Origin of the sequence: Paracoccus benzoatiresistens (assembly GCF_026913015.1) — a bacterium.
Classification (GTDB): domain Bacteria; phylum Pseudomonadota; class Alphaproteobacteria; order Rhodobacterales; family Rhodobacteraceae; genus Paracoccus; species Paracoccus benzoatiresistens.
The window spans coordinates 1-23,165 of sequence record NZ_JAPTYD010000014.1 but is presented as its reverse complement, the minus strand read 5'-3'; the positions used below and the strand labels follow the sequence as shown (position 1 = coordinate 23,165).

The 23,165-nt window shown below is 65.7% G+C and carries 25 protein-coding genes, 1 tRNA gene and 1 pseudogene; 13 read left to right on the top strand and 14 right to left on the bottom strand.

Going from position 1 to position 23,165, the window contains the following annotated elements; genetic code table 11:
* Window positions 1-133 precede the first annotated feature (133 nt).
* The 3 genes and pseudogenes from OU682_RS11555 to OU682_RS11545 form a co-directional block, all read right to left on the bottom strand.
* Window positions 134-2,136 (bottom strand): annotated as a pseudogene (locus OU682_RS11555) (capsule polysaccharide biogenesis protein).
* Window positions 2,137-2,143: 7 nt separating this feature from the next.
* Window positions 2,144-3,244, bottom strand: a complete 1,101-nt coding sequence (locus tag OU682_RS11550; protein WP_503634759.1) for a polysaccharide biosynthesis/export family protein — start codon at window positions 3,242-3,244, stop codon at window positions 2,144-2,146.
* Window positions 3,245-3,385: 141 nt separating this feature from the next.
* Window positions 3,386-4,645 carry a capsule polysaccharide biogenesis protein gene (locus OU682_RS11545; RefSeq protein ID WP_268942326.1) on the bottom strand — a complete coding sequence of 420 codons (1,260 nt, stop codon included), beginning with the start codon at window positions 4,643-4,645 and terminating at the stop codon, window positions 3,386-3,388.
* A gap of 212 nt (window positions 4,646-4,857) precedes the next feature.
* On the opposite strand from OU682_RS11545, the gene OU682_RS11540 reads away from it, so the two are divergent.
* The 5 genes from OU682_RS11540 (at window position 4,858) to OU682_RS11520 (ending at window position 8,567) form a co-directional block, all read left to right on the top strand.
* Window positions 4,858-5,457, top strand: a complete 600-nt coding sequence (locus OU682_RS11540; protein WP_268942271.1) for a riboflavin synthase — start codon at window positions 4,858-4,860, stop codon at window positions 5,455-5,457.
* A 52-nt stretch (window positions 5,458-5,509) separates the two neighbouring features.
* Window positions 5,510-5,998, top strand: a complete 489-nt coding sequence (gene nusB, locus OU682_RS11535) for a transcription antitermination factor NusB (RefSeq protein WP_268942270.1) — start codon at window positions 5,510-5,512, stop codon at window positions 5,996-5,998.
* Window positions 5,999-6,076: 78 nt separating this feature from the next.
* A complete protein-coding gene (locus tag OU682_RS11530) occupies window positions 6,077-6,388 on the top strand; it encodes a hypothetical protein (RefSeq protein WP_268942269.1) in 312 nt (103 codons plus the stop codon).
* 259 nt (window positions 6,389-6,647) lie between these two features.
* The gene (locus OU682_RS11525) at window positions 6,648-7,760 is read left to right on the top strand and encodes a DUF481 domain-containing protein (RefSeq protein ID WP_268942268.1); all 1,113 of its coding nucleotides are present in this window, start codon (window positions 6,648-6,650) and stop codon (window positions 7,758-7,760) included.
* Window positions 7,761-8,102: 342 nt separating this feature from the next.
* Window positions 8,103-8,567, top strand: a complete 465-nt coding sequence (locus OU682_RS11520) for an MmcB family DNA repair protein (RefSeq protein ID WP_268942267.1) — start codon at window positions 8,103-8,105, stop codon at window positions 8,565-8,567.
* Here the strand turns inward: OU682_RS11520 and OU682_RS11515 are convergent.
* A complete protein-coding gene (locus tag OU682_RS11515) occupies window positions 8,548-8,766 on the bottom strand; it encodes a DUF6324 family protein (protein ID WP_268942266.1) in 219 nt (72 codons plus the stop codon). The genes OU682_RS11520 and OU682_RS11515 overlap by 20 nt on opposite strands.
* A gap of 103 nt (window positions 8,767-8,869) precedes the next feature.
* Between OU682_RS11515 and OU682_RS11510 the strand changes: the two genes are divergently transcribed.
* From OU682_RS11510 to OU682_RS11500, 3 genes are all read left to right on the top strand, one after another.
* Window positions 8,870-8,946, top strand: a tRNA-His gene (locus tag OU682_RS11510).
* A gap of 109 nt (window positions 8,947-9,055) precedes the next feature.
* Window positions 9,056-9,493 carry an ElaB/YgaM/YqjD family protein gene (locus tag OU682_RS11505; RefSeq protein WP_268942265.1) on the top strand — a complete coding sequence of 146 codons (438 nt, stop codon included), beginning with the start codon at window positions 9,056-9,058 and terminating at the stop codon, window positions 9,491-9,493.
* A gap of 7 nt (window positions 9,494-9,500) precedes the next feature.
* On the top strand, window positions 9,501-10,154 hold the full coding sequence (locus OU682_RS11500) for a phage holin family protein (protein WP_268942264.1): 654 nt from the start codon (window positions 9,501-9,503) through the stop codon (window positions 10,152-10,154).
* 48 nt (window positions 10,155-10,202) lie between these two features.
* On the opposite strand, the gene grxD is transcribed toward OU682_RS11500, so the two are convergent.
* From grxD to OU682_RS11485, 3 genes are all read right to left on the bottom strand, one after another.
* Complete coding sequence (gene grxD / locus OU682_RS11495) at window positions 10,203-10,565, bottom strand: Grx4 family monothiol glutaredoxin (RefSeq protein WP_268942325.1); 363 nt, start codon at window positions 10,563-10,565, stop codon at window positions 10,203-10,205.
* Between the two features lie 48 nt (window positions 10,566-10,613).
* Window positions 10,614-10,853, bottom strand: a complete 240-nt coding sequence (locus tag OU682_RS11490; RefSeq protein ID WP_268942263.1) for a BolA/IbaG family iron-sulfur metabolism protein — start codon at window positions 10,851-10,853, stop codon at window positions 10,614-10,616.
* A gap of 120 nt (window positions 10,854-10,973) precedes the next feature.
* Complete coding sequence (locus tag OU682_RS11485) at window positions 10,974-11,141, bottom strand: hypothetical protein (protein WP_268942262.1); 168 nt, start codon at window positions 11,139-11,141, stop codon at window positions 10,974-10,976.
* A gap of 201 nt (window positions 11,142-11,342) precedes the next feature.
* Between OU682_RS11485 and OU682_RS11480 the strand changes: the two genes are divergently transcribed.
* On the top strand, window positions 11,343-11,510 hold the full coding sequence (locus tag OU682_RS11480) for a hypothetical protein (protein WP_268942261.1): 168 nt from the start codon (window positions 11,343-11,345) through the stop codon (window positions 11,508-11,510).
* Between the two features lie 90 nt (window positions 11,511-11,600).
* Here the strand turns inward: OU682_RS11480 and OU682_RS11475 are convergent, their stop codons facing one another.
* From OU682_RS11475 to surE, 4 genes are all read right to left on the bottom strand, one after another.
* Complete coding sequence (locus OU682_RS11475; RefSeq protein WP_268942260.1) at window positions 11,601-11,897, bottom strand: PRC-barrel domain-containing protein; 297 nt, start codon at window positions 11,895-11,897, stop codon at window positions 11,601-11,603.
* Window positions 11,898-11,961: 64 nt separating this feature from the next.
* Window positions 11,962-13,101: a LysM peptidoglycan-binding domain-containing protein gene (locus OU682_RS11470; protein ID WP_268942259.1), complete on the bottom strand. Its 1,140-nt coding sequence runs from the start codon at window positions 13,099-13,101 to the stop codon at window positions 11,962-11,964.
* Window positions 13,102-13,139: 38 nt separating this feature from the next.
* Window positions 13,140-13,802, bottom strand: coding sequence for a protein-L-isoaspartate(D-aspartate) O-methyltransferase (locus tag OU682_RS11465; protein ID WP_268942258.1), 663 nt, complete (start codon window positions 13,800-13,802; stop codon window positions 13,140-13,142).
* The gene (gene surE, locus OU682_RS11460) at window positions 13,799-14,614 is read right to left on the bottom strand and encodes a 5'/3'-nucleotidase SurE (protein WP_268942257.1); all 816 of its coding nucleotides are present in this window, start codon (window positions 14,612-14,614) and stop codon (window positions 13,799-13,801) included. The genes OU682_RS11465 and surE overlap by 4 nt, the downstream gene beginning before the upstream one ends.
* Before the next feature lie 174 nt (window positions 14,615-14,788).
* Here surE and OU682_RS11455 point away from each other — a divergent pair, with 174 nt between their 5' ends.
* Both OU682_RS11455 and OU682_RS11450 read left to right on the top strand, forming a co-directional pair.
* Window positions 14,789-15,703, top strand: a complete 915-nt coding sequence (locus OU682_RS11455; protein ID WP_268942256.1) for a sulfite exporter TauE/SafE family protein — start codon at window positions 14,789-14,791, stop codon at window positions 15,701-15,703.
* Window positions 15,703-16,542 carry a TIGR02186 family protein gene (locus OU682_RS11450; RefSeq protein ID WP_268942255.1) on the top strand — a complete coding sequence of 280 codons (840 nt, stop codon included), beginning with the start codon at window positions 15,703-15,705 and terminating at the stop codon, window positions 16,540-16,542. The genes OU682_RS11455 and OU682_RS11450 overlap by 1 nt, the downstream gene beginning before the upstream one ends.
* A gap of 15 nt (window positions 16,543-16,557) precedes the next feature.
* On the opposite strand, the gene OU682_RS11445 is transcribed toward OU682_RS11450, so the two are convergent.
* A complete protein-coding gene (locus tag OU682_RS11445) occupies window positions 16,558-17,514 on the bottom strand; it encodes an L-malyl-CoA/beta-methylmalyl-CoA lyase (RefSeq protein ID WP_268942254.1) in 957 nt (318 codons plus the stop codon).
* 155 nt (window positions 17,515-17,669) lie between these two features.
* Here OU682_RS11445 and OU682_RS11440 point away from each other — a divergent pair, with 155 nt between their 5' ends.
* Window positions 17,670-18,530, top strand: coding sequence for a D-amino-acid transaminase (locus OU682_RS11440; protein WP_268942324.1), 861 nt, complete (start codon window positions 17,670-17,672; stop codon window positions 18,528-18,530).
* Between the two features lie 13 nt (window positions 18,531-18,543).
* Here the strand turns inward: OU682_RS11440 and OU682_RS11435 are convergent, their stop codons facing one another.
* Together OU682_RS11435 and pepN are read right to left on the bottom strand one after the other, a co-directional pair.
* The gene (locus tag OU682_RS11435) at window positions 18,544-19,452 is read right to left on the bottom strand and encodes a lysophospholipid acyltransferase family protein (RefSeq protein ID WP_268942253.1); all 909 of its coding nucleotides are present in this window, start codon (window positions 19,450-19,452) and stop codon (window positions 18,544-18,546) included.
* Between the two features lie 42 nt (window positions 19,453-19,494).
* Window positions 19,495-22,080, bottom strand: a complete 2,586-nt coding sequence (pepN, locus tag OU682_RS11430) for an aminopeptidase N (protein WP_268942252.1) — start codon at window positions 22,078-22,080, stop codon at window positions 19,495-19,497.
* 191 nt (window positions 22,081-22,271) lie between these two features.
* Between pepN and OU682_RS11425 the strand changes: the two genes are divergently transcribed.
* Window positions 22,272-22,901 (top strand): hypothetical protein, encoded by a 630-nt coding sequence (locus OU682_RS11425; protein ID WP_268942251.1) that lies wholly within the window; start codon window positions 22,272-22,274, stop codon window positions 22,899-22,901.
* Window positions 22,902-23,165: the final 264 nt, after the last annotated feature.

Below are 23,165 nucleotides of genomic sequence, written 5' to 3'. Positions count from 1 at the left end.
TTGTTCCGCAAAGACAGTGCTGGCCGGTGGGCATGGTCTGCCGGATCGTCCGCCAGACACCTTCTCTTTGCAAAGCCAGGGGCTTCGCGCAGATATTTTCCTTTTTGCCTGTGCCGTGACGCACGGGCGGGAATCACCCGCGCCAGATCCAGCTGTGCCCGGCCAGCGCCCCTTGCAGCTTGGCCAGCAGGCGCAACACCGGCGGCGGAGGGGCGATCCCGTCGCGCAGGCGGTCGATGGCGACCTCGACCGGGCAGGGCAGGCCGCTGATCGGATCGCGATAGCGCGGGTAGGCAATCAAGCAGGCATGGACGAGGTCCGCCAGATCCGGGCGGGCGCGGCGGCGCAGCGGGACCGGCCCAAGATCGCAGGTCAGCCCCCAGCCGGCGTAGAATGGCGCACCAAGCACGGTTACGGGAACGCCACGCAACAAGGCCTCGAAACCCAGGGTCGAGGTGATGGTCCAGACCTCATCGACATGGGCCAGCAGCGCGATCGGATCGGTGGCCGTCGCGACTTCGTCTGCCAGCCCCTGAAGGTCCGAGAGTGCGATGGCACCGGGGCGCAGCCCCGCCTCGACGTCGGGGTGCGGCTTGTAGATCAGCTGTGCCCCGGGATTGTCGCGTCGGGCGCGGCGCAGCAGGTCAAGGTTGGTGCGTTCCGCCCCCGCGCCCAGGCGGACCGAGGCGTCGTCCTCGACCTGGCCGGGGACCAGGATGCGTTTGCGGGGGGTGTCCGCAGGGCGGTAGCCGTGGCCCGACAGGTTGTACTTGGACAAGCCTGCGTCCCGGATCGCTGCGATCAGCCGGGCGGCCCGTGCCCTGCCGCCCGGCGGGGTGCCGGTCGCGATCAGCCGTTCAAGCCGGCTTTCGCGGCTTGGGTCGTAGTAGATGCCCAGATCGTCCGCGATCAGCGATAAGGGCGGCGTCAGCGCGGCGCCGAGCCCCCGGGACCGCAGGAACCCGTCCTCGACCCGGATCGCCTGCGGGGCGGCCTCGGCCTTGCCCGCCCAGGCAAGGGTCACGGCGTGGGACGGCCTGGCCGTGAAGCGCACGCCCTTGCCGTTCCCGAAGGTCCGGGCGATGAAAGGGCGCTTCCACAGGCGCATCCCGTAGGCCATGTGGCCGTCGCGGTCCTGGCGGAAAGCCTGGACCTCGGCCTCCAGCTGATCCACGGCGCCGTCGAAATCGGTCAGGCGGTCGCGGCAGGGATCATACCAGGCCGGCGCCAGAAGATGGCTGGCGGCAAACAGCGCCTGGACCGAGGCAGGGCCACGACGGCCCGAAGGCAAGGGGTCTTCGTCCTGCGACAGGCCCCAGCCGGCATGGAAGGGCTGGCCGAACAGGCGCGGCTTGTGGCCTGCCAGGATCGCCTCGTATCCCAATTGAGAGCTGACGGCATAGACCGCATGGGCATTGTCCAGCAGCCGCCAGGGCGAGATCTCGGCGTCGCACAGCATGTCGCCGGGCGCAGGTCGGCAGCAGTCAGGTGGCCCGGGCGCAGGCCCTGGCTGGTCTCGGGGTGGCTGCGCAGCAGGATCGGGCGGCCGGGATGTTCGTGCCGGGCCGCCGCCAGCATCTCCAGGAACCGGTCGCGCCCCGCGCCCATCAGCGAGGCATCGCCACGCGTCTGGTCGATCACCAGGACATAGCCCGGATCGGGGGCGGGCAGGTCGGGCCGGTAGGTGTTGTACTTCGAAAGATCCAACGCCCGCAGCCGGGCGATCCCGTCACGGGCGCGCTCCTCATGGCACGCTGTCGTCCCCTGGGTGACCAGATGCTCGATCAGGGATGGCCGCGACGGGTCGAAGTGGAGGCCCATCGGATCGATCAGCAGGCCGAGGGGGCCGCGGCCGGCAAGGTGGCCCTTGGCCCGGCCCGGCAGGACCGATCGCAGGAAGGCATCCTCGACCGTCACCAGGCTTGCGCCGCGCCGCGCGGCGACGGCCCGGCCCCGCCATGCCGTGGGGCTGGCGCCCCAGATGGCGACCGCATCGTCCGGGCGCGGCAGCCCGAGATGCAGATCCCAACCCGCCAGTTGCAGGATCCGGCGCAGGCGCGGGGCGTGAAAGAAGCCGCGATTATATGCGAAAAGCCGCCGGTTCTGCTGACCGGCGGCTTCCTGTCCGTGCCTCATGCGCAGATCACTGGGTGAGGTTGGTCACGGTGCTTGCGGTGCTGAGCGGCCCGGTCAGCGAGGCGATGCGCTTCTGCCACTGAACATAGGGGGCTTCGGTCACATAGACCGTATCGCCATCCCGGATCAGGAAGTCCCGCGCCAGGAACAGCCCGTTCGGCCGCGTCAGATCCAGCACATAGGCGATGCGCTGCGTGCCCTGGACGGTCTTGCCCAACACGCGCGAGGCCACGGATTCCGGTTCGTCCCGCAGGATGAAGACCCCCGTCGGATCGGCCAGGTTGGAATTGAGGCCGCCCACCATCGCCACGGCCTCGACCGCGTTGATCATCTCGTTTCCAAGGGGAACCCGGGTCTGGCCGCCAAGGGCGCCAAGGGCGGTGAAGCTGCGCTGGTCTTCCTCGACCAGGATCACGTCGCCGGGACGCAGGGCGATGTCGTTGCTGGTGTTGGAATAAAGGTCGGTCAGCCAGACCTTGCCCGTGTCGTTGCCGCGCTTGACGGTGATCACCGCGATTTCGGGTTCGATGGACACGCCGCCCGAGCGCGCCAGCATGGCGGACAGCGTCCGCGTCGGACGCTCGATCGGGTAGACGCCCTGCGCGGTGACCTTGCCCATGACGGAAACGGTCGCGCCGTCGCCGGCCACGCGGGCCACGGTGACCTGCGGATCGGGGGTCTGCGTGCTGAGCCGTTCGGTGATGATCTGGCGCAGTTCGTCGGGCGTGTTGCCCGCAGCCTGCACCCGCCCGGCATAGGGCACGAAGATATAGCCGCTGCTGTCCACCTGGATTTCCTGCAGCGCGGTCGAGCTGGTGCCCAGCGAGGTCAGCAGCCCGTCATCGACGTTTTCCCAGATCGCCAGGCCCAGCACGTCGCCTGCCCGGATTTCGTCCGCACCGACCTGTCCGGCGCGCAGGAAGCTGTTCGAGAAGCCATAGGCGGGGGTGAAATTCGTGGCGCGGGCGACGTGTTCGTTCACATAGATCACATGCGCATTCCCGCCCTTCTCGACGGCGCCCGAATAGATCTCGCCCTTGCTGGGGCCAGAGCGCGGCAGCGTACAGGCTGCCACAAGCGTCACGGCCGCGATCATGACAAGGCGCATGGCCAGGCCCGCCGCCGAACGGGCAGGAGAAAGCTTCACTGTCACCTATCGAAACTCCTGTTCGTATTAGCCCGGACTTGCCGTCCGGTTGTGCGGGCAATGTAGCCCGTGGCGCGGGCGGATGCCATCACTTCGTGCGACCTAGTCCAGAACTTCGCCGATCTGCTGGCGTCGCTGGAAGCGGCCGGCAGCCAGCGCCCGATAGGGGTCGTCGGGCGCAAGGATCAGGTCCGCCACCAGCCGCAGTGCGTGGGCGCGCGAGCGGCGGGAATAAAAGCCCCCCGGCACCTGGCTGGTCTGCAGCAGATAGTCGCGGAACACGCGATAGGACCCCATGTCGGGCGCGGACGGATCCTTCAGAAACTCGGCCAGCGACTGGCCGGACACCAGCCCGGTCTTGCAATAGACCGCCCGGCCCAGGGCCTTGACCGGCAACCCGCGCCACAGGGCCTGCTGGGCGGCGGTCGAGTTGACGGTGATCACCGCGCGGGCATGGGCCAGCATGTCCGCCAGCTTGCCGCCGCGGAAGTAATGAACGCGGTCGGGGATGCCGTGACGCGCGGCTGCCTCGCGGATGGACCGGCGGTTTCTTGCGCGGCCATCCTCCAGCGGATGGGCCTTGAACAGCAGGTGATGATGACGAGGGGCCGAGCGGGCAAATTCGGCGACGACCTCCTCGACGAACTCGCGGTTCAGGGCAAAGGGAGAGTGCCCTTGCAGGTTCGAATCATGCTCCAGTTGCATCGGCACCAGCAGATAGGGATCGCCCGACAACCGGAAGCGCCGCCACTGGATCGCCCGTGTCAGCGAATGGAACGGCGTCAGGACAAGGCGGCGCAGGTTCAGGCGGAATTCGTCCCGCACCGACAGGGCACGGTGGCTGGCGAACTTGCGATAGCGCCGGTTCGCCACCAGGACCAGAAAATGATAGAACGCGCCGTAGAACTTGTGCTGGCGCATGTCGCCCCAGTGGGCAGGCGGGCGCCGCACTTCGGATGCAGGGTCGCGCAGGGTGGCCCGCATCTCGGACAGGGAGATGTCCAGCAGCGCCGAATGGCCGTTCGACCCGCCGCGTTCATAGCTGATCCAGTAGGGGCGCAGATAGCCTTCCTCGAAGACGTGCAGGCGCAGGTTCAGCGCCTGCGCGGCAGCGCGGGCGGCGGCATGGACCGGGCGCACGTCGCCATAAAGCACGATATCCGTCACACCGCGTTCCGCGATGATCCTCGCCAGGTGGGCGGGCCATTCCGCGCTGCTGCCTCCGTGACGCAGCAGATGGTCCTTGTCGGACCAGAAGAATTCGTCCCCCGCATTGAACGCGCAACGCCAGACCTGCGCCCCCGCGGCGCGCAGCAGCCGCCCAAGGCGGTCGAAGAACGGCCCGTGCGGTCCCTGCAGCATCAGGAAGACGCGCCGTGCCGGGTCATCGGGCTGGGGAATTCGTTGCGGCCAGAAATCGTGGCGGTCCTGCGTCACGTGCCGATCCCTTGGTCAATGCATCATGCTGAAATCTGCCACGCAGCCGTGGCGGGAAGAACGAAACACCAGGACCCGGAAACCTTGCACTGTGCAAGGGTATCGCCTAGGTCTGGCCCAAGGAAAGGGCTTTTTGCGTGTTTACAGGCATCATCACCGATATCGGCACCGTTCTTGCCGTCGAAATGCGCGGCGACATGCGCGCCAGGATCGGCTGCGGCTATGACATGGCCGCGGTAGACATGGGCGCCTCGATCGCCTGCGACGGCGTTTGCCTGACGGTCGTGGACAAGAACCAGGGCTGGTTCGCCGTCGACATCTCGGCCGAGACACTGTCGAAGACGAATATCGGCGCGAATGGCTGGGCGGTCGGGCGACGGCTGAACCTGGAACGCGCCCTGCGCGTGGGCGACGAACTGGGCGGCCATATCGTCAGTGGCCATGTCGATGGCGTGGCGCGGATCGTCGAGATGCATGACGAAGGCGACAGCTTGCGCCTGACTTTCGAGGCGCCCGCCACCCTGGCGCGGTTCATCGCGCCCAAGGGTTCCGTGGCGCTGAACGGCACGTCGCTGACCGTGAACGAGGTCGCGGGGAACCGCTTCGGGGTCAACCTGATCCCGCATACCCGGCAGGTCACGACCTGGGGCGATGTCGCCACGGGCGATGCGATCAACCTGGAGATCGATACGCTGGCCCGCTATGTCGCACGCCTCGCCGAAGCCGGCGGGGCTTGACGCCCGGGCGCATCCGGTCCATGTCGGCCGGTCTCTTTGCAAGGCCAGATCCATGAACGCGAACGAAGACAAGGCGAACGACAAGCGTGCCGACCGGAGGGCGCTCAGCAGCGGGGCGCGGCTTTACGCCGTGCAGGCGCTGTATCAGATGGAGGTCTCCGGGCAATCCGCCGACCGCGTCATGCGAGAGTTCGAAGTCCATCGCCTTGGCGCCGAGGACGAAGACGGGCAATACCTGCCTGCCGACGAAAACCTGTTCACCCGCGTCGTGGATGCGGCGGTAACCTGGCAGTCGCGGATCGACCAGGCCACCGATCGCGGCCTGGTGGCCAAATGGCCGATAAACCGCATCGACCCGGTGCTGCGCGCCCTGTTCCGTGCCGCCGGGGCCGAACTGGTCACCCCGCAGACCCCGCCCCGCGTGGTCATCACCGAATATGTCCGCCTTGCCGAGGCCTTCTTTCCCGAGGGTCGGGAGCCGAAATTCGTCAATGCGGTGCTGGACCATGTGGCGCGGGAATTGCGTCCCGAAGCGTTCTGAGACTCTCCGCGCCCTGCAAATCCTGCGCAGGCATCCCATATCAAGGACCTCTCGGGATCAAGACAGGGGAGGTCCGTCATGCCCAAGATGGTTCGCGTCTATATCCGCAGCGTCCTTATCGGGGTCGCGTTGTCCTGCTGCTTTGTCGCCGCCCTGCTGGCGCTGGATGTGGCCCATCTGCGCCATCTGATCCTGAACAGCGAGGTGGGCTGGCTGGCAGTCGTCATGCTGATCGCCCTCAACACCATCGTTTTCGGGGGTGTCCAGTTCGCGTTCACGGTGATGAGTCAGGCCGAAAAGCCGCCTTCATCCGGCAGCGGATCACGGGTCTCTGGTTTCACGCGTCCCGTCCTGGCAGCGCTCGCGGTGCACAAGACGCGTCGCAAGTGAACGGATGGTCCTTGCCACCTTGGCGTGAAAGTTCCATCGGGCGTGTTAATTGTGCAACAATCTCTTGCACCGAAGACACCCCACCTGTCGTCCAAAAGCTAGGCAGTCGCGCCTTTGTTTCAGGGAGACGCCAAGGTTCCGCGAGACATATCGCGCGAAAAACCTCCTATTAAATTAACAAAGACAAACCGTTGCAGTTGGCCGGATTTGGTTCCGCTGAATTTTTTCACGGTTGCGTTTCAGCGGATTTTCGCGCAGGGTGCCTGCCTTTCCCGCCCCTCACTTTTTTGGCAGCAATCGACGTTTTTCCGCGATCTATGAACCCGGGCAGGGTGGGACTACTTCATCCTTGGCAGAGATGCTCTGGCGTCGGCATGGCGCACAGGACAACGAAAACTCAGCTCGTGAGGAAAAGATGAAAAAAGTTACGCTGCTGACCGGCACCGCCGCGCTGATGGCCGCTCTTTCCGCCCCGGCCTTTGCCCAGACCGAGATTGCGGCAGGTGCCGATGCGACGGGTGTGTCGGAAATCAACGACCGGATCACCGATGTTGAGGATGCCGTTCAGGACGATTTCGACCGTGACGCGGACGATGCGCGCTTTGGCAACCCCAACCGCCGCGAAGGTCTGTTCGGTTCGGTTGCGCTGACCTATGCGGGCAGCACCGGCAACGACGAAAACCAGGACTTCTCGCTGGCTGGCCGCGTGTCCAGCAACCAGGGTCCCTGGCAGCAGTCGGTCGGCATGCTGATCGAATTCGGCGAGGATGATCAGGGCAACAAGGACCAGGAAGAAGTGTCGACCATCTATGATGGCGCCTACTACTTCAACGACCGCTTCTATGCCTTTGTTCTGGGTCGCTTCAGCATCGATGGCCTGGCCAACGACGATCCCGACTATCCGGGCCAGCCTGTCGAGGAGATCGAAGAAAAGCTGAGCGACTTCGCCCGCGACGGCTTCATCGGCGTTGGTCCGGGTTATCGGATCATCAACACCGATACCGCCGCATGGCGCGTCCAGGCAGGTATCGGCTATCGCTACACCCAGACCGGTGCGCAGAAATCCGGCTACCGGCAATTGGATGACGGCAGCTATGTCCGTGACGACTCGGTCGATTCGTCCGACAGCGGCCTCGGCTATATCGTGTCGTCGCGCGTGTACTACCGCGTCAACGACATGGTCTTCATCACCAACGACACCGACTATCTGTCGTCGGAAGACTCGGATGACGTGATCACCAACCAGTTCGGCGTCAACTTCAAGATGTCGGACGCGCTGGCGACCCGCATCAGCTACACCACCGAATACCAGGAGAACCGTCAGATCCGCACGGACAACACCCTGGGTGTTTCGGTCGTCTACGGCTTCTGATTTTCTCCCTCTGGTCAGAAGCACTCTGGAAGGGCGGCCCGCAAGGCCGCCCTTTTCCACATGAAGAAACCGCCACTGCGGGGGCAGGGCGGTTCAAGGTGGTGGCGGGAACCGCAGCAACCGCGGCAGCGCGAGATTTCCCGAAAGCCTGGATTACCAGGTGGGCGCCGGGTAACGAGACCAGGGTCACGCCAGAGCCAGCCCCCTCGGAAAAGTTATAGGCCAGTGGAAAAATGGCCGCACGCGAGAAGAGCAGAAACCCGCCTGAACAAGCAGATAGGGACATCGCCCGCGCCTTTCAAGCGGCTTGAGGATGTTTCCCCTTCGTTCTATGGTGCGGCGATGAACCAGCCTGACCCGACCCTTCCCGCCATGCCCGGCCACCGTCTGGCGCGCGGTGTTTCGCGCATGTTGCGCAGCATGGACCACGCCGTGCTGACCGAATTCGTGCCAAGCCGGGGCCTGCGCGTCGATGTCATCAGCATGGGCCCCAAGGGGGAATTCTGGATCATCGAATGCAAGAGCTGCCGCGCCGATTTCATGGGGGATCGGAAGTGGCAGGGTTATGTCGAATGGTGCGACCGCTACTTCTGGGCGGTTGATTGCGATTTTCCGTCCGAGCTGCTGCCGCCGGACACCGGCCTGATCTGCGCCGATGCCTATGGTGCGGAGATCCAGCGGATGGCCCCCGAAACGAAGCTCGCCGGGGCACGACGGTCGAAGGTCATGCGCGACTTCGCCCGCTGTTCGGCGCTGCGGCTGCAGGGCCTGACCGATCCCGAGGCCTTCAGCGCCGCGGCTTTTTAGGCTTCCCGCCGGCAGTCCCCATCTGGCGGGCGGCTTCTGCCGCCGCCAGCAACTCCTCGGCGATCTCGGTCGCCTCGTCGGGGTCGAAATCCAGCGGCAGGTCGATACCCTCGGCCTCAAGATAGATTCGCACCATGCCCTGGTCCGTCGGTCCGACCTGCAGGTTGGCCGCGATTTCGCTTTGGCTGTTGATGCTCATTACCGTTATCCTTGTTCAGTGATCGCTTTCTGTATCGCGCGCGAAAATTCCCGGCAAGACGGGCTTGCAACGGGAACCAACCAGCGTTAGAGAACGCATCCGTGCCGCCTTAGCTCAGTTGGTTAGAGCGCTAGATTGTGGATCTAGAGGTCCCCCGTTCGAGCCGGGGAGGCGGTACCATCAACCTCCTAAGCCATTGCCTTGTCAATTAATCCGCTGATTCGCGGAACCTTGAAGTTTTCACGGGGTTTAGACCCTGATGGTGACAATCACACCGGAGGACCTCAAGATGGCTCAACCCAACAATCCTACTGCGGACGACCTGAAGAAGGACACCACCGCCACCGGGTCGCAGGGCAAGAATGACCTGCGCGACAGCAGCAGCAAGGGCGGAAGCGACACCCGCAACGCCGCTGACAAGATGTCGGGCGGTTCCAGTGCCGACAATCTCAAGGACCGCGGCGCCGATATGGCGCAGAACGCCCGCGACACCGCGCAGGAATATGTGGAGCGCGCGCGCGAGGCTGGCAGCGAATATGCCGGTCGCGCGCGGGCCGAGGCCGAGCGGCTGTATCAGCAAGGCCAGCAGCGGGCGTCGGACCTGACCCATTATGCCGGAGACCGCTACGACGAAGTGTCGGAGATGGTGCGGCGCAATCCCGCGCAAGCCCTTGGCATCGCAGCCGGCGTGGGCTTCCTGGTCGGCCTGATCCTGGCCCGTCGCTGAGGTCCCCATGTTCGACTATGCGCAGCGCCTTCAACTTGCTCTCAAGGATACGGCGCGCCGGTCGGCGATGAAGGCGGCTGCCGGGGTCATCCTGGTGGTCGCCGCGGGTTTCCTGATCGCGGCATTCTGGTCCTTCCTGGCTCATAACCTGGGCTGGGGTCCTGCCTTGGCATCGCTTGTCGTAGGCGGCATCTTTGTCCTGGCCGCGGTTGTCCTGTGGCTGGTGTCCAAGAAGCCCAAGCACGAGATGCCCACGAAAGAGGACCTGCGCAAGGAAGTCGAAGCCCGGGTCACGCTGGCCAAGGATGCGGCGATCGAAAGGGCAAGGGCCGAGGCTGAGCGTGTCGTGGACATCGCCGGAAACAAGGTCGCGTCATTGATGGACGACGCAACCTACCGCGCCAACAAGCTGGCAGACGATACCGAGCGTCGGGTCTATGGCGTCGCCCGCCATGCCGCTGAGTCGGTGGGCCTGACGTCGACCAACATCGAGACTGTCCGGTCCAGGTACGAGAGCGCGACCGATACCCTGTCGCGGGCCAACAGCAGCAATGCAGCAAGCATTGCCAAGATCCTGGGGGCCTTCGCCGTCGGCATGACACTCGCCGCGAAGTTGCGAGAGGGACGGGATCCGGATGAATATCAGGACGACATCCTCTAAGAAAAACGGGCCGCAGATCGCGGCCCGTTTTCGTTGATTCACATCCGATTACGCGTTGGCTTCGCGGATCTTGTCCGCCGCCGCTTTGTCATAGCCGACGCCTTTCTGGTCGAACAACTGATCCAACTCTCCGGACAGGGTCATCTCGGTCACGATATCGCAGCCGCCCACGAACTCGCCCTTGACGTAGAGCTGGGGAATGGTCGGCCAGTCCGAGAAGTCCTTGATGCCTTGGCGGATATCGTCGTCAGCCAGCACATTCACGTCGCGGTAATCCACGCCCATGTAGTTCAGAACACCGGCAACGCGGCTGGAAAAGCCACATTGCGGCATCTCCCTGGTGCCTTTCATGAACAGAACGACATCTGCCGCATCCACGAGTCCCTGAATTTTGTCTGTCACTTCTGTCATTTTTGTCATCCTGTTTCTGATGGTCTGGCCAAGGGGCTGGGTCCTCAGTCAGGGGGCCTTGGTGGTCAAGGCAAGGGCGTGCAGGGCACCCGACTTCCCGGCCATCTTGTCCTGGAGCGCGGCATAGACGGCGCGCTGCTGCTGGACTCGGTTCTGCCCCCGGAAGCTCTCGTCGATCACCTCGGCCGCATAATGATTACCGTCACCGGCCAGGTCCGTGATGGTGATCTGCGCGTTCGGAAACGCCGCGCGAATGAGGGCTTCGATGTCATGAGCTTCCATGGGCATGTGGCTGTCCTTCCGCCTTTGCCATCCAGATGTAGGGGAAGCAGGATTGGCCCGCAAGGCCAACAGAAAACGGCCGCGCAGGTCGCGCGGCCGTATCATGATACAACTGGATCGAATTGATCAGGGGGCAGTCGCCGCGCCGACCGTGCCTCCCACGACGGCGCCCGCAGGCCCGGCGATCACGGCACCCCCTAAGCCGCCGGTCGCGGCGCGCTCGGTCGGGGTGTTGCCGCAGGCGGCCAAGGCAAAAATCATTGAGCCGAAAAGGCTTGCAGTCAACAATCGCATCAGATCATCCTTTCTGCACGCCCAAGTGCGCGCCCTGATCAGGAAAGCACCAGCCACGGGAAAAGTTCCGGAACGGCAACAAACTCTGGCCCTCGCTGTTCTTGACGGGTGGAGTGTCCGTCTCCGTGCAGGGTAGATATATCGGCCAGCGCGGCGGGGATTGTGCGGACCACGCTCAGGCCTGTTCCCGGTGAGGTCGGCATGGTGGACGCGCTGATCCGTGCCAAGGACGGAGCAGGCAGTGAAAAACCGTGCGGCGGAAATCCGGCCAACCGCCTGCAAAGTGATAGTCTGAACCGCCGCATGCGAAGGCATCAGGCTGCCGGTGGCGTCGTTGACGAACCCGGCAGGGTGCAGGCAGAACCGTAAGCCTCGAACCAGTGATGCTTCGAGGTTCGATCTGGATCAACTCGCCAGCTTCTCAATGGCCGGCCTCAGCCCGAAGTCGGCGCTGCCCGGTCAGTCGGTATGCGCGGGCAGGGCCTTCAGGTCCTCCTTGGACCAGCGGGATACGCCATGAACGATGCCGTCACCGTCCCGCATCAGATCAAGGTCTGATACCGGCACCAGAACCGGCTTTGACCCGATCCCCAGGAACCCCCCCACGTCGATCACGACCTGCGCGCTGCTGCCCGATCCATGCACATGGGACACCGTGCCCACGGTTTCGTCACCCGGTCCATAGATCGTCGCACCGGTCAGGACCGCGTCGGTTAGTTCGTCCGGCAGAAGCCGGGGATGTTCGGAATGGTCCATGCCTGTCCTCCCTTGGCTTGGTTATCGCAGGTCAACGTCCGATCAGGACAGGCGTTCCGTTCGCCTAGTTGATGTACTTCTCGGGATCGACGCTGTCGAAGCCCTGTCGCACCTCGAAATGGACAAAGCCGCCCCGGCCGGCCTTGCCGATCGACTGTCCGGCCGAAACGCTGTCCCCCTTGGCCACGTCAAGCCCGTCAAGGCCGGTATAGACCGTCATGAGGTTGCCGTCGTGCCGGACAACCACGATGGGGGCCCCCGCAGTATCCTTGGTGACCGCAGCCACGGTGCCCCTGCCTGCCGCCTTCACGGCGGTCCCCGCGGTGGCCGAGATGTCGATGCCGTCGTTCTTGCCCTTTTCATAGACGCGGATGATCGACCCGGACACCGGCATCTGGAAGCGCCCTGCCGACGATGCCGCGGTTCGGGTCGCACCAAGGTCGGTCGTGGGCGCCTTGGGGCCGGGTTCGGCGGCGGGCGTCGTTTTCTCGGACGGCAGGGGCTCGGCGGCTGAGGGGGGGCGCGGGGTTGGGCTGCCGCTGCCGGGAAGGGTCGTCACGGCGGCGACGTCAGGCGCCTTTTGCCCCGCGACCGGAATCACCAGCCGCTGGCCCACGCGCAGCGTCATGCTGACGGGCAGCCCGTTCCAAACCGCCAGATCCTGTACGCTGACATTGTATTTCCGGGCGACGGACCAGGCGGTCTCGCCCGCCACAACGGTGTGCTGCGCGGGGCTGGCGGATGTCGCGGGCGCCGGGCTTGCCGCTGGTGTCGGGGTAGCAGTGCCGCGGTTGCGGGCGGGTTGGCCGGCAAAGGGATCGGTGACCGCGCCCCCCGTGGCCCCGCCGGTCCCCGCCGTGCCGCCAACCCGCTGCGGCAGCACCAGGACTTGCCCGGCCGCAAGAGGCGCGCTGGCGGGCAGGGCATTGTGCTGCGCCAGCCGCGCGGCGTTGAGGCCAAGTCGGTTGGCGATGGTTGCCGGGGTATCGCCGCTTTGCGCGACGACGACCTGATAGTTCGGAAAATTGATGATGCCGCGGCTATCGGGCTGGGGGCGGGGTGCGGCGCGGGCTGCGGCATCCGCCGTGTTCAGCGCGCCAGGCATCCAGCCGCGCAGGTCGGGGTCAAGGCCGGTCGCCCCGCAAGATGCCAAAAGAAATGCGGCCGCCCCGGCGCTGGCGGTCAGTCTGAAAATCCTGCTCATCTTCCCGTTGTCCTAACCTGCCACGCCGCGGCTCGGGGTCATTGTTGTCCTAACCCTTCGACCAGCGGAACAAATCGCACCTGACGCAACTCGTCATAATCAAAGCCGGTCTCGGTCCGGGTGACGCGGATCAGGGTTTGGACCGCGTCGGACTGTCCCACCGGCACGACCATGATACCGCCGATTTTTAGCTGTGCCAACAAGGGCCCAGGCGGATCCTCTGCCGCGGCGGTGACAAGGATGCGATCAAAGGGCGCCTGGTCGGGCAGGCCGCGCGATCCGTCGGCGACCTGCGCGGTGATGTTCGACAGGCCCAGGTGGCGGAAGATCGCCTCGGCCTCCTTCACAAGGCGGCGGTGGCGGTCCACGGTATAGACCCGGCGGCACAGCCCCGACAGGATCGCCGCCTGATAGCCCGAGCCCGTCCCGATCTCCAGCACGGTGTCACGCGGGCCGGGGTTCAGCGATTGCGTCATCAGTCCCACGACCGAGGGCTGGCTGATCGTCTGCCCGCAGGGGATCGGCAGCGGCGTGTCCTCGTAGGCGCGATCGGCGAACTGGCCACGCACGAAAAGGCCACGGTCGATCTTTTCCATCACCGCCAGCACGCGGGGATCGGTCACGCCGCGCGACCGCAACTGGAACAGAAAGCGCATCTTGCGCTCGGCCGGGTCATCCTCGTCGTCGTGGTCGACGGTCATAGGCTCTCCGTCTCGCGGGGGGTGTCCTCAAGGACGGCGGACAATTCCTGCAGCGAGGCATGGCAGGTCAGGTCCGCACGCATCGGCGTGACCGAAATGAAGCCCTCCATGTTGACCGCGACATCGGTGCCGGGCCGGGCCGGGGCATTTTGCGCGCCGCCCGCCGCCCACATAAAGCGGCGGCCGTTCGGCGCGGTATAGGGGACGACGCTGAAGTTCGTGCCCCGCCTGCGGCCCTGCGGGACCACGCGGGTGCCGCGCACGGCGGCGGCGGGCAGGGGCGGAAAGTTGATGTTGTAGAACAGCCGGAAATCCGCGTCCGAAGTCCAGTCGCCATGGTCGAGCAGGCGGCGGATGACGGCCGCGCCATGATGGCGCGCGCCCTCGAACGGATCGGCCAGGCCCGATGTCTTCGGCCCGAGGTATTGCGACAGGGCAATGGCGGGAAGCCCTTGCAGCGCGGCTTCCATCGCCCCGCCGATGGTGCCGGAATACATGGCGTTCTCGCCCGAATTGTTGCCCCGGTTCACACCCGACAAGACAAGATCGGGCAGCGCATCCGCCATGATGTCGCAGACCGCGGCCAGCACGCAATCGGCCGGGCTGCCCTCGGCCGCATAGCGGCGCTCGTCCAGCCTCGCGACCATGGTGGGATGGGCGTAGCTGATGCAATGGGCGACGCCCGACTGCTCGAACGCTGGAGCCACGGTCCAGACCTGTCCCCTGGGGCCGGCAAGGGCGGCGGCGATCTCCTCCAGCACCTGCAGGCCGGGAGCGTTGATGCCGTCGTCATTGGTGATCAAGATGCGCATTGTCCGGCCTGCATGGTTCTGCGCCGAAAGCAGCGCCTGTTCACGTCTTCGTTCCTGATTAGCCGGGCCATGGACGCGCTTCAAGCGCCTGTGGCCTGCGGAACGCCGGAAAGCGGTTTGACCTGACTGCCGGGCCGTTGCATCCTTGCCCCTGACGCAGGCGGCGCGCGGAACATGCAGATCTTTCTTCCCATTGCAGAGGTATCGGTCAACGCATTCATACTGGTCGGGCTTGGCGGGCTTGTCGGCCTGATGAGCGGGCTTTTCGGCGTCGGCGGGGGCTTCCTGATCACGCCGCTTCTGTTCTTCATCGGCATCCCGCCCGCCATCGCGGTGGCGACCGGCGCCAACCAGGTCGTCGCCTCGTCCGTGTCGGGCGTGCTGGCCCACGTCAAGCGCAAGAGCGTGGATTTCAGGATGGGGGGCGTGCTGCTGGCTGGAGGGCTGGTCGGATCCTGGCTGGGGGTCTGGGTCTTCACCATCCTGCAGCAGGTGGGCCAGGTCGATCTGGTCGTGCAACTGTGCTATGTGTTCTTTCTGGGCCTGATCGGGGCCATGATGCTGCAGGAAAGCGTCCGCGCGCTGCGGCGGTCGTCAAAGCCCGGCCATCGCAAGCGGCTGCACCAGCACAACTGGGTCCATCGCTGGCCGGTCAAGGTGAAGTTCCGGGCGTCCGGCCTTTACATCAGCGTCTTCCCGCCCTTGCTGGTGGGGCTGGCCGTGGGCGTTCTGGCCGCGATCATGGGGGTCGGCGGCGGCTTCATCATGGTGCCTGCGATGATCTACCTGCTGGGGATGCCCACCAAGGTGGTCGTGGGCACATCGCTGTTCCAGATCACCTTTGTCACGGCCTTCACCACGGTGATGCATGCCGTCAGCTACAACACGGTGGACATGATGCTGGCCGTTCTGCTGATCATCGGCGGCGTCGTCGGCGCCCAGTTCGGCACGACGCTTGGCGCGCGGCTGCGGGCCGAGCAACTGCGGATACTGCTGGCGCTGCTGGTGTTGGCGGTCTGCGGCAAGCTGGCGCTGGATCTGTTCCTGACGCCCGACGATCTTTATTCCATCCAGCAGGGGATCACCTGATGCGGGCCTGGACTGCCGGGCTGATGCTGCTGGTCCTGACCTGCGCGGCAAGCGCGCAATCGCTGGTCCCGCAGACCGATGCGGGATCCCTGCCGGTCGAGGCGACGCCGACCGCCGATCCCCCGCCCCAGGAAACGGTCGTGGCGGGGCTGTCCAGCGATTCAGTCGCCATCACCGCCAGCTTCGACGGGTCCGAGATCCTGATCTATGGCGCGATCAAGCGGGAAACGCCCATTCCCGATGGTCCGCCCGTGCAGGTGATCGTCACGGTCGAGGCGCCCTCCAGCAGCGTCACCGTCTGGCGCAAGGAACGCAAGGCCGGCATCTGGATCAATGCCGAGTCGGTCAGGATCGGCGCCGCGCCGGGCTTCTATGCCGTCGCGACCTCGGCCGCGCTGGACGACATCCTGCTGCCGGAATGGGACAACCGCTACCGGATCTCGCTGTCCCACGCCATGCGCGCCTTTGCCGGGCAGGTCGCGGTGGAAAGCGCCGTGCCCTTCACCGAGGCGCTGATTCGCATCCGGGAGGACGAGGGCCTGTATCGCCTGGACGAGGGCAGCGTGTCGCTGATCGACCAGACGCTGTTCCGCGCCGATGTCAGCCTGCCCGCGAACCTGGTCGAGGGGGCCTACAAGACCCGCATCTTCCTGCTGCGGAACGGCGAGGTGATCGACGTGTTTGTCGCGCCGATCAACGTTCGCAAGGTGGGCCTGGAGCGCTGGCTGTATCGCCTGGCCTTCGACCAGCCGTTCCTTTACGGGCTGATGTCGCTGAGCGTTGCGGTCTTTGCGGGCTGGGGTGCTTCAGCGGCCTTCCGGAAGCTGCGGCGGCCCTGAGGGACCGTCCTTGTCCTAGCTTGAAATCAGTTCCGCCTGCCGCACGATGACCTCGGCCTGCTTGATCGATGCGATATCGACCAGACGCCCCTTGTAGACGGTCGCGCCCGCGCCCTCGGCCTTGGCCTTTTCCATCGCGGCCAGAATTTCTCGCGCTTCGGTCACGGCGGCTTCGCTTGGGGAAAAGACCTCGTTCGCCAGCGCCACCTGGCTGGGATGGATCGCCCATTTCCCGACCATGCCCAGGGTTGCCGACCGGCGCGCCTGCGCGAGAAAACCGTCCTGGTCGCTGAAGTCGCCGAAGGGGCCGTCCACCGGCAGCAGACCGTGAGTGCGGCAGGCGGCGACGATGGCGGTCTGGGCCCAGTGCCAGGGGTCCGGCCAGTATTTCTGGCCGTCGCGGATCATGTAGTAGTTTTCCTGCGTTCCGCCGATGCCCGTGGTCGCCATGCCCATGGAGGCCGCAAAGTCCGCCGCCCCCAGGCTGATCGCCTGCATCCGGGGAGAGGACGCGGCGATCTCCTCGACATGGCAGATGCCGGCCGCGCTTTCGATGATCGCTTCGAAGTTGATGCGCCTGCTGCGCCCCTTGGCGCGTCCCACCGCCGTCACCAGGGCATCGACGGCATAGATGTCGCCGGCGTTCCCGGCCTTGGGGATCATGATCTGGTCCAGCCGCTCGCCCGCCTGTTCCAGCAGGTCCACCACGTCGCGATACCAGAAGGGCGTGTCCAGGCCGTTGATACGCACCGACAGCGTCTTGTCGCCCCAGTCGATGTCGCCGATGGCCTGGATGATGTTCGCGCGCGCCCTGTCCTTGTCACCGGGGGCCACGGAATCCTCCAGATCCAGGTTGATCACGTCGGCGGCGGATTTCGCCATCTTCTCGAACAGGCTTTCCCGAGATCCGGGTCCGAACAACTGGCAGCGGTTCAGGCGGGCAGGCGGCAGGGGTTGGGTGCGAAAGCTCATGCAGGGACCCGTTCTGAAAAGATTTACGTTCACCAAAGCAATAATGTTTCGCGCGCGCGGCATCAAGGCTGCAGTGCAGCATGGTGGCCGGTCTTGACGATGCCGCGCTTTGGGCGCAGGACCACGCCGACGCACGCGGGAACCAGGGGGACATCATGACGCGCACGGTCTATGTGAATGGCGATTACCTGCCCGAGGATCAGGCCACGGTCTCGATCTTTGACCGGGGCTTCCTGATGGCCGACGGGGTTTACGAGGTCGTTAGCGTCCTGGACGGCAAGCTGCTGGATTTCGAAGGCCATCTGGTCCGGCTGAAACGGTCGCTGAACGAGTTGGCGATGGACAACCCCTTGTCCGACGACGACTATCTGGCGGCGTTCCGGGGCTTGGTGGAAAGGAACGCCCTCGCCGACGGGCTGGTCTATCTGCAGGTCACGCGCGGCAATCCGGGCGACCGCGACTTTGCCTATCCGGCTGCAGGCACGCGCCCGACCGTGGTGATGTTCACGCAAGCCAAGCCCGGCCTTGCCGACAACCCGGCGGCGCAGACCGGCTGGCGGGTCATCAGCATCGAGGATCAGCGCTGGTCGCGCCGCGACATCAAGACGGTGCAGCTGCTTTATCCCTCGATGGCCAAGATGGAGGCCAAGGCGCAGGGCGTGGACGATGCCTGGATGGTCGAGGACGGCGTCGTCACCGAGGGCACCAGCAACAACGCCTATATCGTCAGGAACGGCGCCATCGTCACCCGCGCGCTGTCGAACGACATCCTGCACGGCATCACCCGCGCCGCCGTGCTGCGCTTCGCGGCCGAGGCGCAGATGCAGGTCGAGGAGCGCAGCTTCACCATCGCCGAAGCGCAGGCGGCGGACGAGGCCTTCATCACCTCGGCCTCGGCCTTCGTGATGCCGGTGGTGGAAATCGACGGCGCGGCCATTGGCACGGGGCAGGTGGGTCCGGTGGCGCGCCGGCTGCGCGAGATCTATCTGGAGGAAAGCCGCAAGGCGGCGATCTGAGCCCGGCTGGCCGTCAGGCCAGCCCTTCCGATCCGCGCACCAGCCGCGCCCTGCCGCGATCCTGCATCAGGCGCGCGGCATCCGGCCCCGGCGCCGGCAGGGCCAGCACGCGGTCGCGCAGGACATTGATCGCATCTTCACCCCTGGGCAGGTCGGCCGGGTCTATTGGGGCGCCCACGGTGATGCGGTAAGGCTGGCCGCGCTTGTTCAGGACCTCGTTAAACAGGGTCACATCCCGCAGCGTTGGGTGGATCGCGTCCAGCAGGTAGAACAGCGCCGAGTTCCGGGCGCGGATGTTCATGGGGATGATCGGCACGCCGAACTTGCGCGCGATCATTGCCGCGCTGGCCATCCAAGGCCGTTCGTGCAGTGTCAGGCCATGACGCTTGGCCAGTCGGCCCGAAGGGAAGATCAGCCCGATCCGCCCTGCGGCCAGGGCTTCGCGCGTGTAGTCCATCGTGGCCTTGGTCTTGGCATGGCTGCGCTTTTCCATGCGCCATTCCACGCCCGCGATCAGGTCGGCGGTCTGCGGCAGAACGCGGATCATGTCGTGGTTGGCATAGATGAACAGGTCGTCGCGCAACTGCGACATCAGCGCATGAACCACGATGCCGTCGGCGATGCCGGTGGGATGGTTCGCGACGATCAGCGCGGGGCCGGTCGCCGGGATATGCTCCATGCCCTCGACCTGCACATCGCGGACGATCAGGTCGGTCATGCGGCGCATGATCTCGACCGTGGGAGCATCGCGAAACTCGGCGCCAAGGCGGATGGTGGTGGGATACCGCAGCAGCCCCATCATCGCCCATTTTGCCAGCCGATGATGAGGCTTGCCGGAATAAAGCCAGGGCGCCCGCTCGGCGATCAGCGGATCCAGACGGGCCTGCATCTCGGCCTTCGCATCGGCGTAACGGTCAGTCATCGCGGCCTTTCTGCCCCGGCACGAGGACCGCCGCAAGCGGGATCATCGACCGGCGGCAATCATCCGCGACACCATCTCGCGGGTGTTCTTGCTCAAACCTTCGGCAGCGGCGATTCGTTCCAGCGCGGCCAAGGCCTTGGCGCGGCGCCCTGCGTCATAGCGGGTCCAGGTCTCGAAGGCGGTGGACATGCGCGCGGCGATCTGCGGGTTCACCGGGTCCATGCGCAGCAGCCAGTCGGCGGTGAAGTCATAGCCCGACCCGTCCGCGGCATGGAAACCGGCATGGTTCGCCGACAGCCCGCCAATCAGGGCACGGAAGCGGTTGGGGTTCTTCCAGTCGAAGTCCTTGCGTTGCGACAGGCTGCGGGCCACCTGTGCGGCCTGCGCAGGGGGCGCGGCCATGGGCTGGACGGCGAACCACTTGTCCATCACCAGCCGGTTATCGGCGAACTGGTCGCGCAGCGCCGCAAGTTCGGCCTGACCGCGTCCGCGCCGCAGCAGGGCCGTCAGGGCGGCCATGCGTTCGGTCATGTTGCCGGCGATGCCGAACAGGATCTCGGCCCGTTCGCCGCCGTCGATGCGGGTCAGCAGGGCCAGGACGGCATTGCGCAGCGACCGGCGCGCGGCGTCACTTGCATCGGGGCGGTAGGGACCATCAACCGCCATGGCGTCGTAAAGGTCGGACAGCAGATCCAGATGCGTCTCGGCGATCTGCCGGGCAAGGGCCTCGCGCGCGGCATGGATCGCGTCGGGGTCGGGCGTGATGCCGCCCGATGACAGGCGCGTCGCGATCTCCTCCTCTCCCGGCAGGTTCAGGCACAGGGCGCGGAAGGCGGGATCGGCGGTCCCGTCGGCAATGAGGCGGCCGATGGCATCGACATAATCGCCACCGGCTGCCTTGCCTTGCGACGCTGCCGTCAGCGCCGACAGCGCCAGTTCCCGGCCAGCTTCCCAGCGGGCGAAGGGGTCGGTGTCATGGGCCAGCAGGAAGGCGCGGGTGGCGTCGTCCAGCTGGCGCGACAGCATGACCGGTGCCGAAAAGCCGCGCAGGGCTGACACGACGGGACGCGCGCCCAGGCGGTCAAAGGTGAAGGACTGGCTGGCCCCGGTCATCTCCAGCACCTGCGTGGGCGCAAGTTCGTCGCCATTGGGGCCGATCAGGCCCACGGCAATCGGGATCACGCGCGGCAGTTTTTCCGGCTGGCCGGGCGTTGGCGGGGTTTCCTGGGTGAAGGCCAGGGTCAGTGTGCCGCCGGCCTCGGCCTCCTGCCAATCCTCGGCCATGGTCAGGCGCGGGGTGCCGGCGTCGGTATACCAGCGCTTGAACTGCGCCAGGTCGCGGCCGGTCGCATCCTCAAAGACCTTCAGCCAGTCCTCGATCGTGGCCGCGTCGCCGTCATGGCGGTCGAAATACAGATCGAGGGCGCGGCGATAGCCATCATCGCCCACCAGCCGCTTCAGCATGCCGATCACCTCGGCGCCCTTTTCATAGACCGTCGCGGTGTAGAAGTTGTTGATCTCTTCATACTGGTCGGGGCGCGGGGGGTGGGCCAGCGGACCCTGGTCCTCGCGGAACTGGCGGCTGCGTAGCGCCTGGACGTCCTCGATCCGCTTGACGGCGGCGGACCGCATGTCGCTGGTGAACTGCTGGTCGCGGAAGACCGTCAGCCCCTCCTTGAGGCACAGCTGGAACCAGTCGCGGCAGGTGATCCGGTTGCCGGTCCAGTTGTGGAAATATTCGTGGGCGATCACCGCCTCGATGCGTTCATAGTCGGTATCGGTCGCGGTTTCCGGGCTGGCCAGCACCAGTTTCGAGTTGAAGATGTTCAACCCCTTGTTTTCCATGGCTCCCATGTTGAAGTCATCGACCGCGACGATGTTGAAGACATCCAGGTCGTATTCGCGGCCATAGACGTCCTCGTCCCACTTCATGGACTTGATCAGCGACTCCATGGCAAATCCGGCGCGGTCCTGGTCGCCTGGGCGGACCCAGACGTTCAGCGCGACCCTGCGGCCTGACCGCGTGGTGAAGCTGTCGCTGACGGCCACGAGATCGCCCGCAACAAGGGCGAACAGATACGCGGGCTTGGGCCAGGGGTCGTGCCATTCGGCGCGGCCCTGCGACTGGCCGACAGGATTGCCGTTGGAAAGCAGCACCGGCAGGTCGCTGTCGAGGGTGACATGGAAGGTCGCCATCACGTCAGGGCGATCGGGATAGAAGGTGATGTGGCGAAAGCCCTCGGCCTCGCATTGCGTGCAGAACATCCCGTTCGAGATATACAGCCCCTCGAAGGCGGTATTGGCCGAAGGATCGATCCGGACATCGGTTTCCAGCAGGAAGGGATGCGGGGGCAGGGCGGCTGCGGCGATCGTCAGCGTCTCGTCCCGGCGCAGGACATGCGCGGGGTCCGGAGCCTTGCCGTCGATGGTCAGGGACAGAAGCTCGACCTCCTTGCCGCCGTCCAGGACCAGGTCCATGCCCGCCTCTCGGGGCGCCAGCGACAGCGCCGTGCGGACCCGGGTGGCCTTCGGCTGCAGGTCGAATGTCATCCGGGTCGCCGTCAGGACAAAGGGGTAGGGCCGGTAATCGGCAAGATTGTGCGCAGTCTGGCCTGGGGTCTGGGTCATCGCATCCTCGGCATGAAGAAAGCTGCTCCGCCCGGCGGAACTTCATCTTGTCCAACGTGTTAGTCGCATGAAGGCCGGGTCGCAAGTCGGCTGGTTTCCCCTACGCAGCCCGGCCGGACGGTACGGGCTTGCGGGAAGACCGCAGCTTGGCGACTTAACCGGTTTACCAACGTAGCACTTGGAGGCCAGCAATGACCCATGATCCGAACGATCCGAACCGCACACGTCCCGTGGATCCGGTTACCCCGAAGGAAACCTATGTCGAGCCCGTGGAGCGCCGCTCCTCGCCCCTGCCGCTGATCATCGGCGTCCTGCTGGCACTTGCCCTGGCGTATTTCGTCCTGCAGCGCTTTACCGGCGACGACACCGTGGCCGTGGATGGCGACACCACCACCGTGACCACCACGAACGAGGCTCCGGCCACCGGCGCGGCCAGCGACGCCGCTGCTGATGCCGAGGCTGCGGCAGCCGATGCCGAAGCCGCGGCGGACAGCGCCGCCACCGCCACCGAGAACGCTGCCGAGGATGCGGCCGCCGCGACCGAAGGCGCTGCACAGGATGCCGCCGATGCGGCCGAGAACGCCGCTGAAAACGCCGCCTCGGCTGCCGACAACGCTGCTGACGCTGCCGGCACCGCGGCGCAGGATGCCGCAAACGCCGCCAGCAATGCCGCCGACAGCGCGGCGGAAGCCGCTGCCCAATCGGCCAGCGACGCCGGCGAGGCCGTGGATGATGCGGTCACCGTTGACGAGGCTCCGGCAACCACCACGACGCCGGCTCCCGCCACTCCGGCCCCGGCGACGCCTGCGCCCGCGAACTGAGCGAAGGCATAGCGCCCATCCCTGCGCCCGAGGTCCCCGCGACCTCGGGCGTTTTCTTTTGTCCCTGGCGCGGCCCAGACATTCGTCCCGCATCCGCTATTCGCAGACTTGTGAACAAATCTTTCGCGGTGCTATCAGTCAGCCAACCGAAACGGAACGAGCGGGGGGCAACAGGGCCATGAAGATTGGCGCGCTGAAGGAAAGCTTCGAGGGTGAGGCACGGGTCGCGATCACGCCTTCCTCTGCCGGGCACCTGATGAAGTT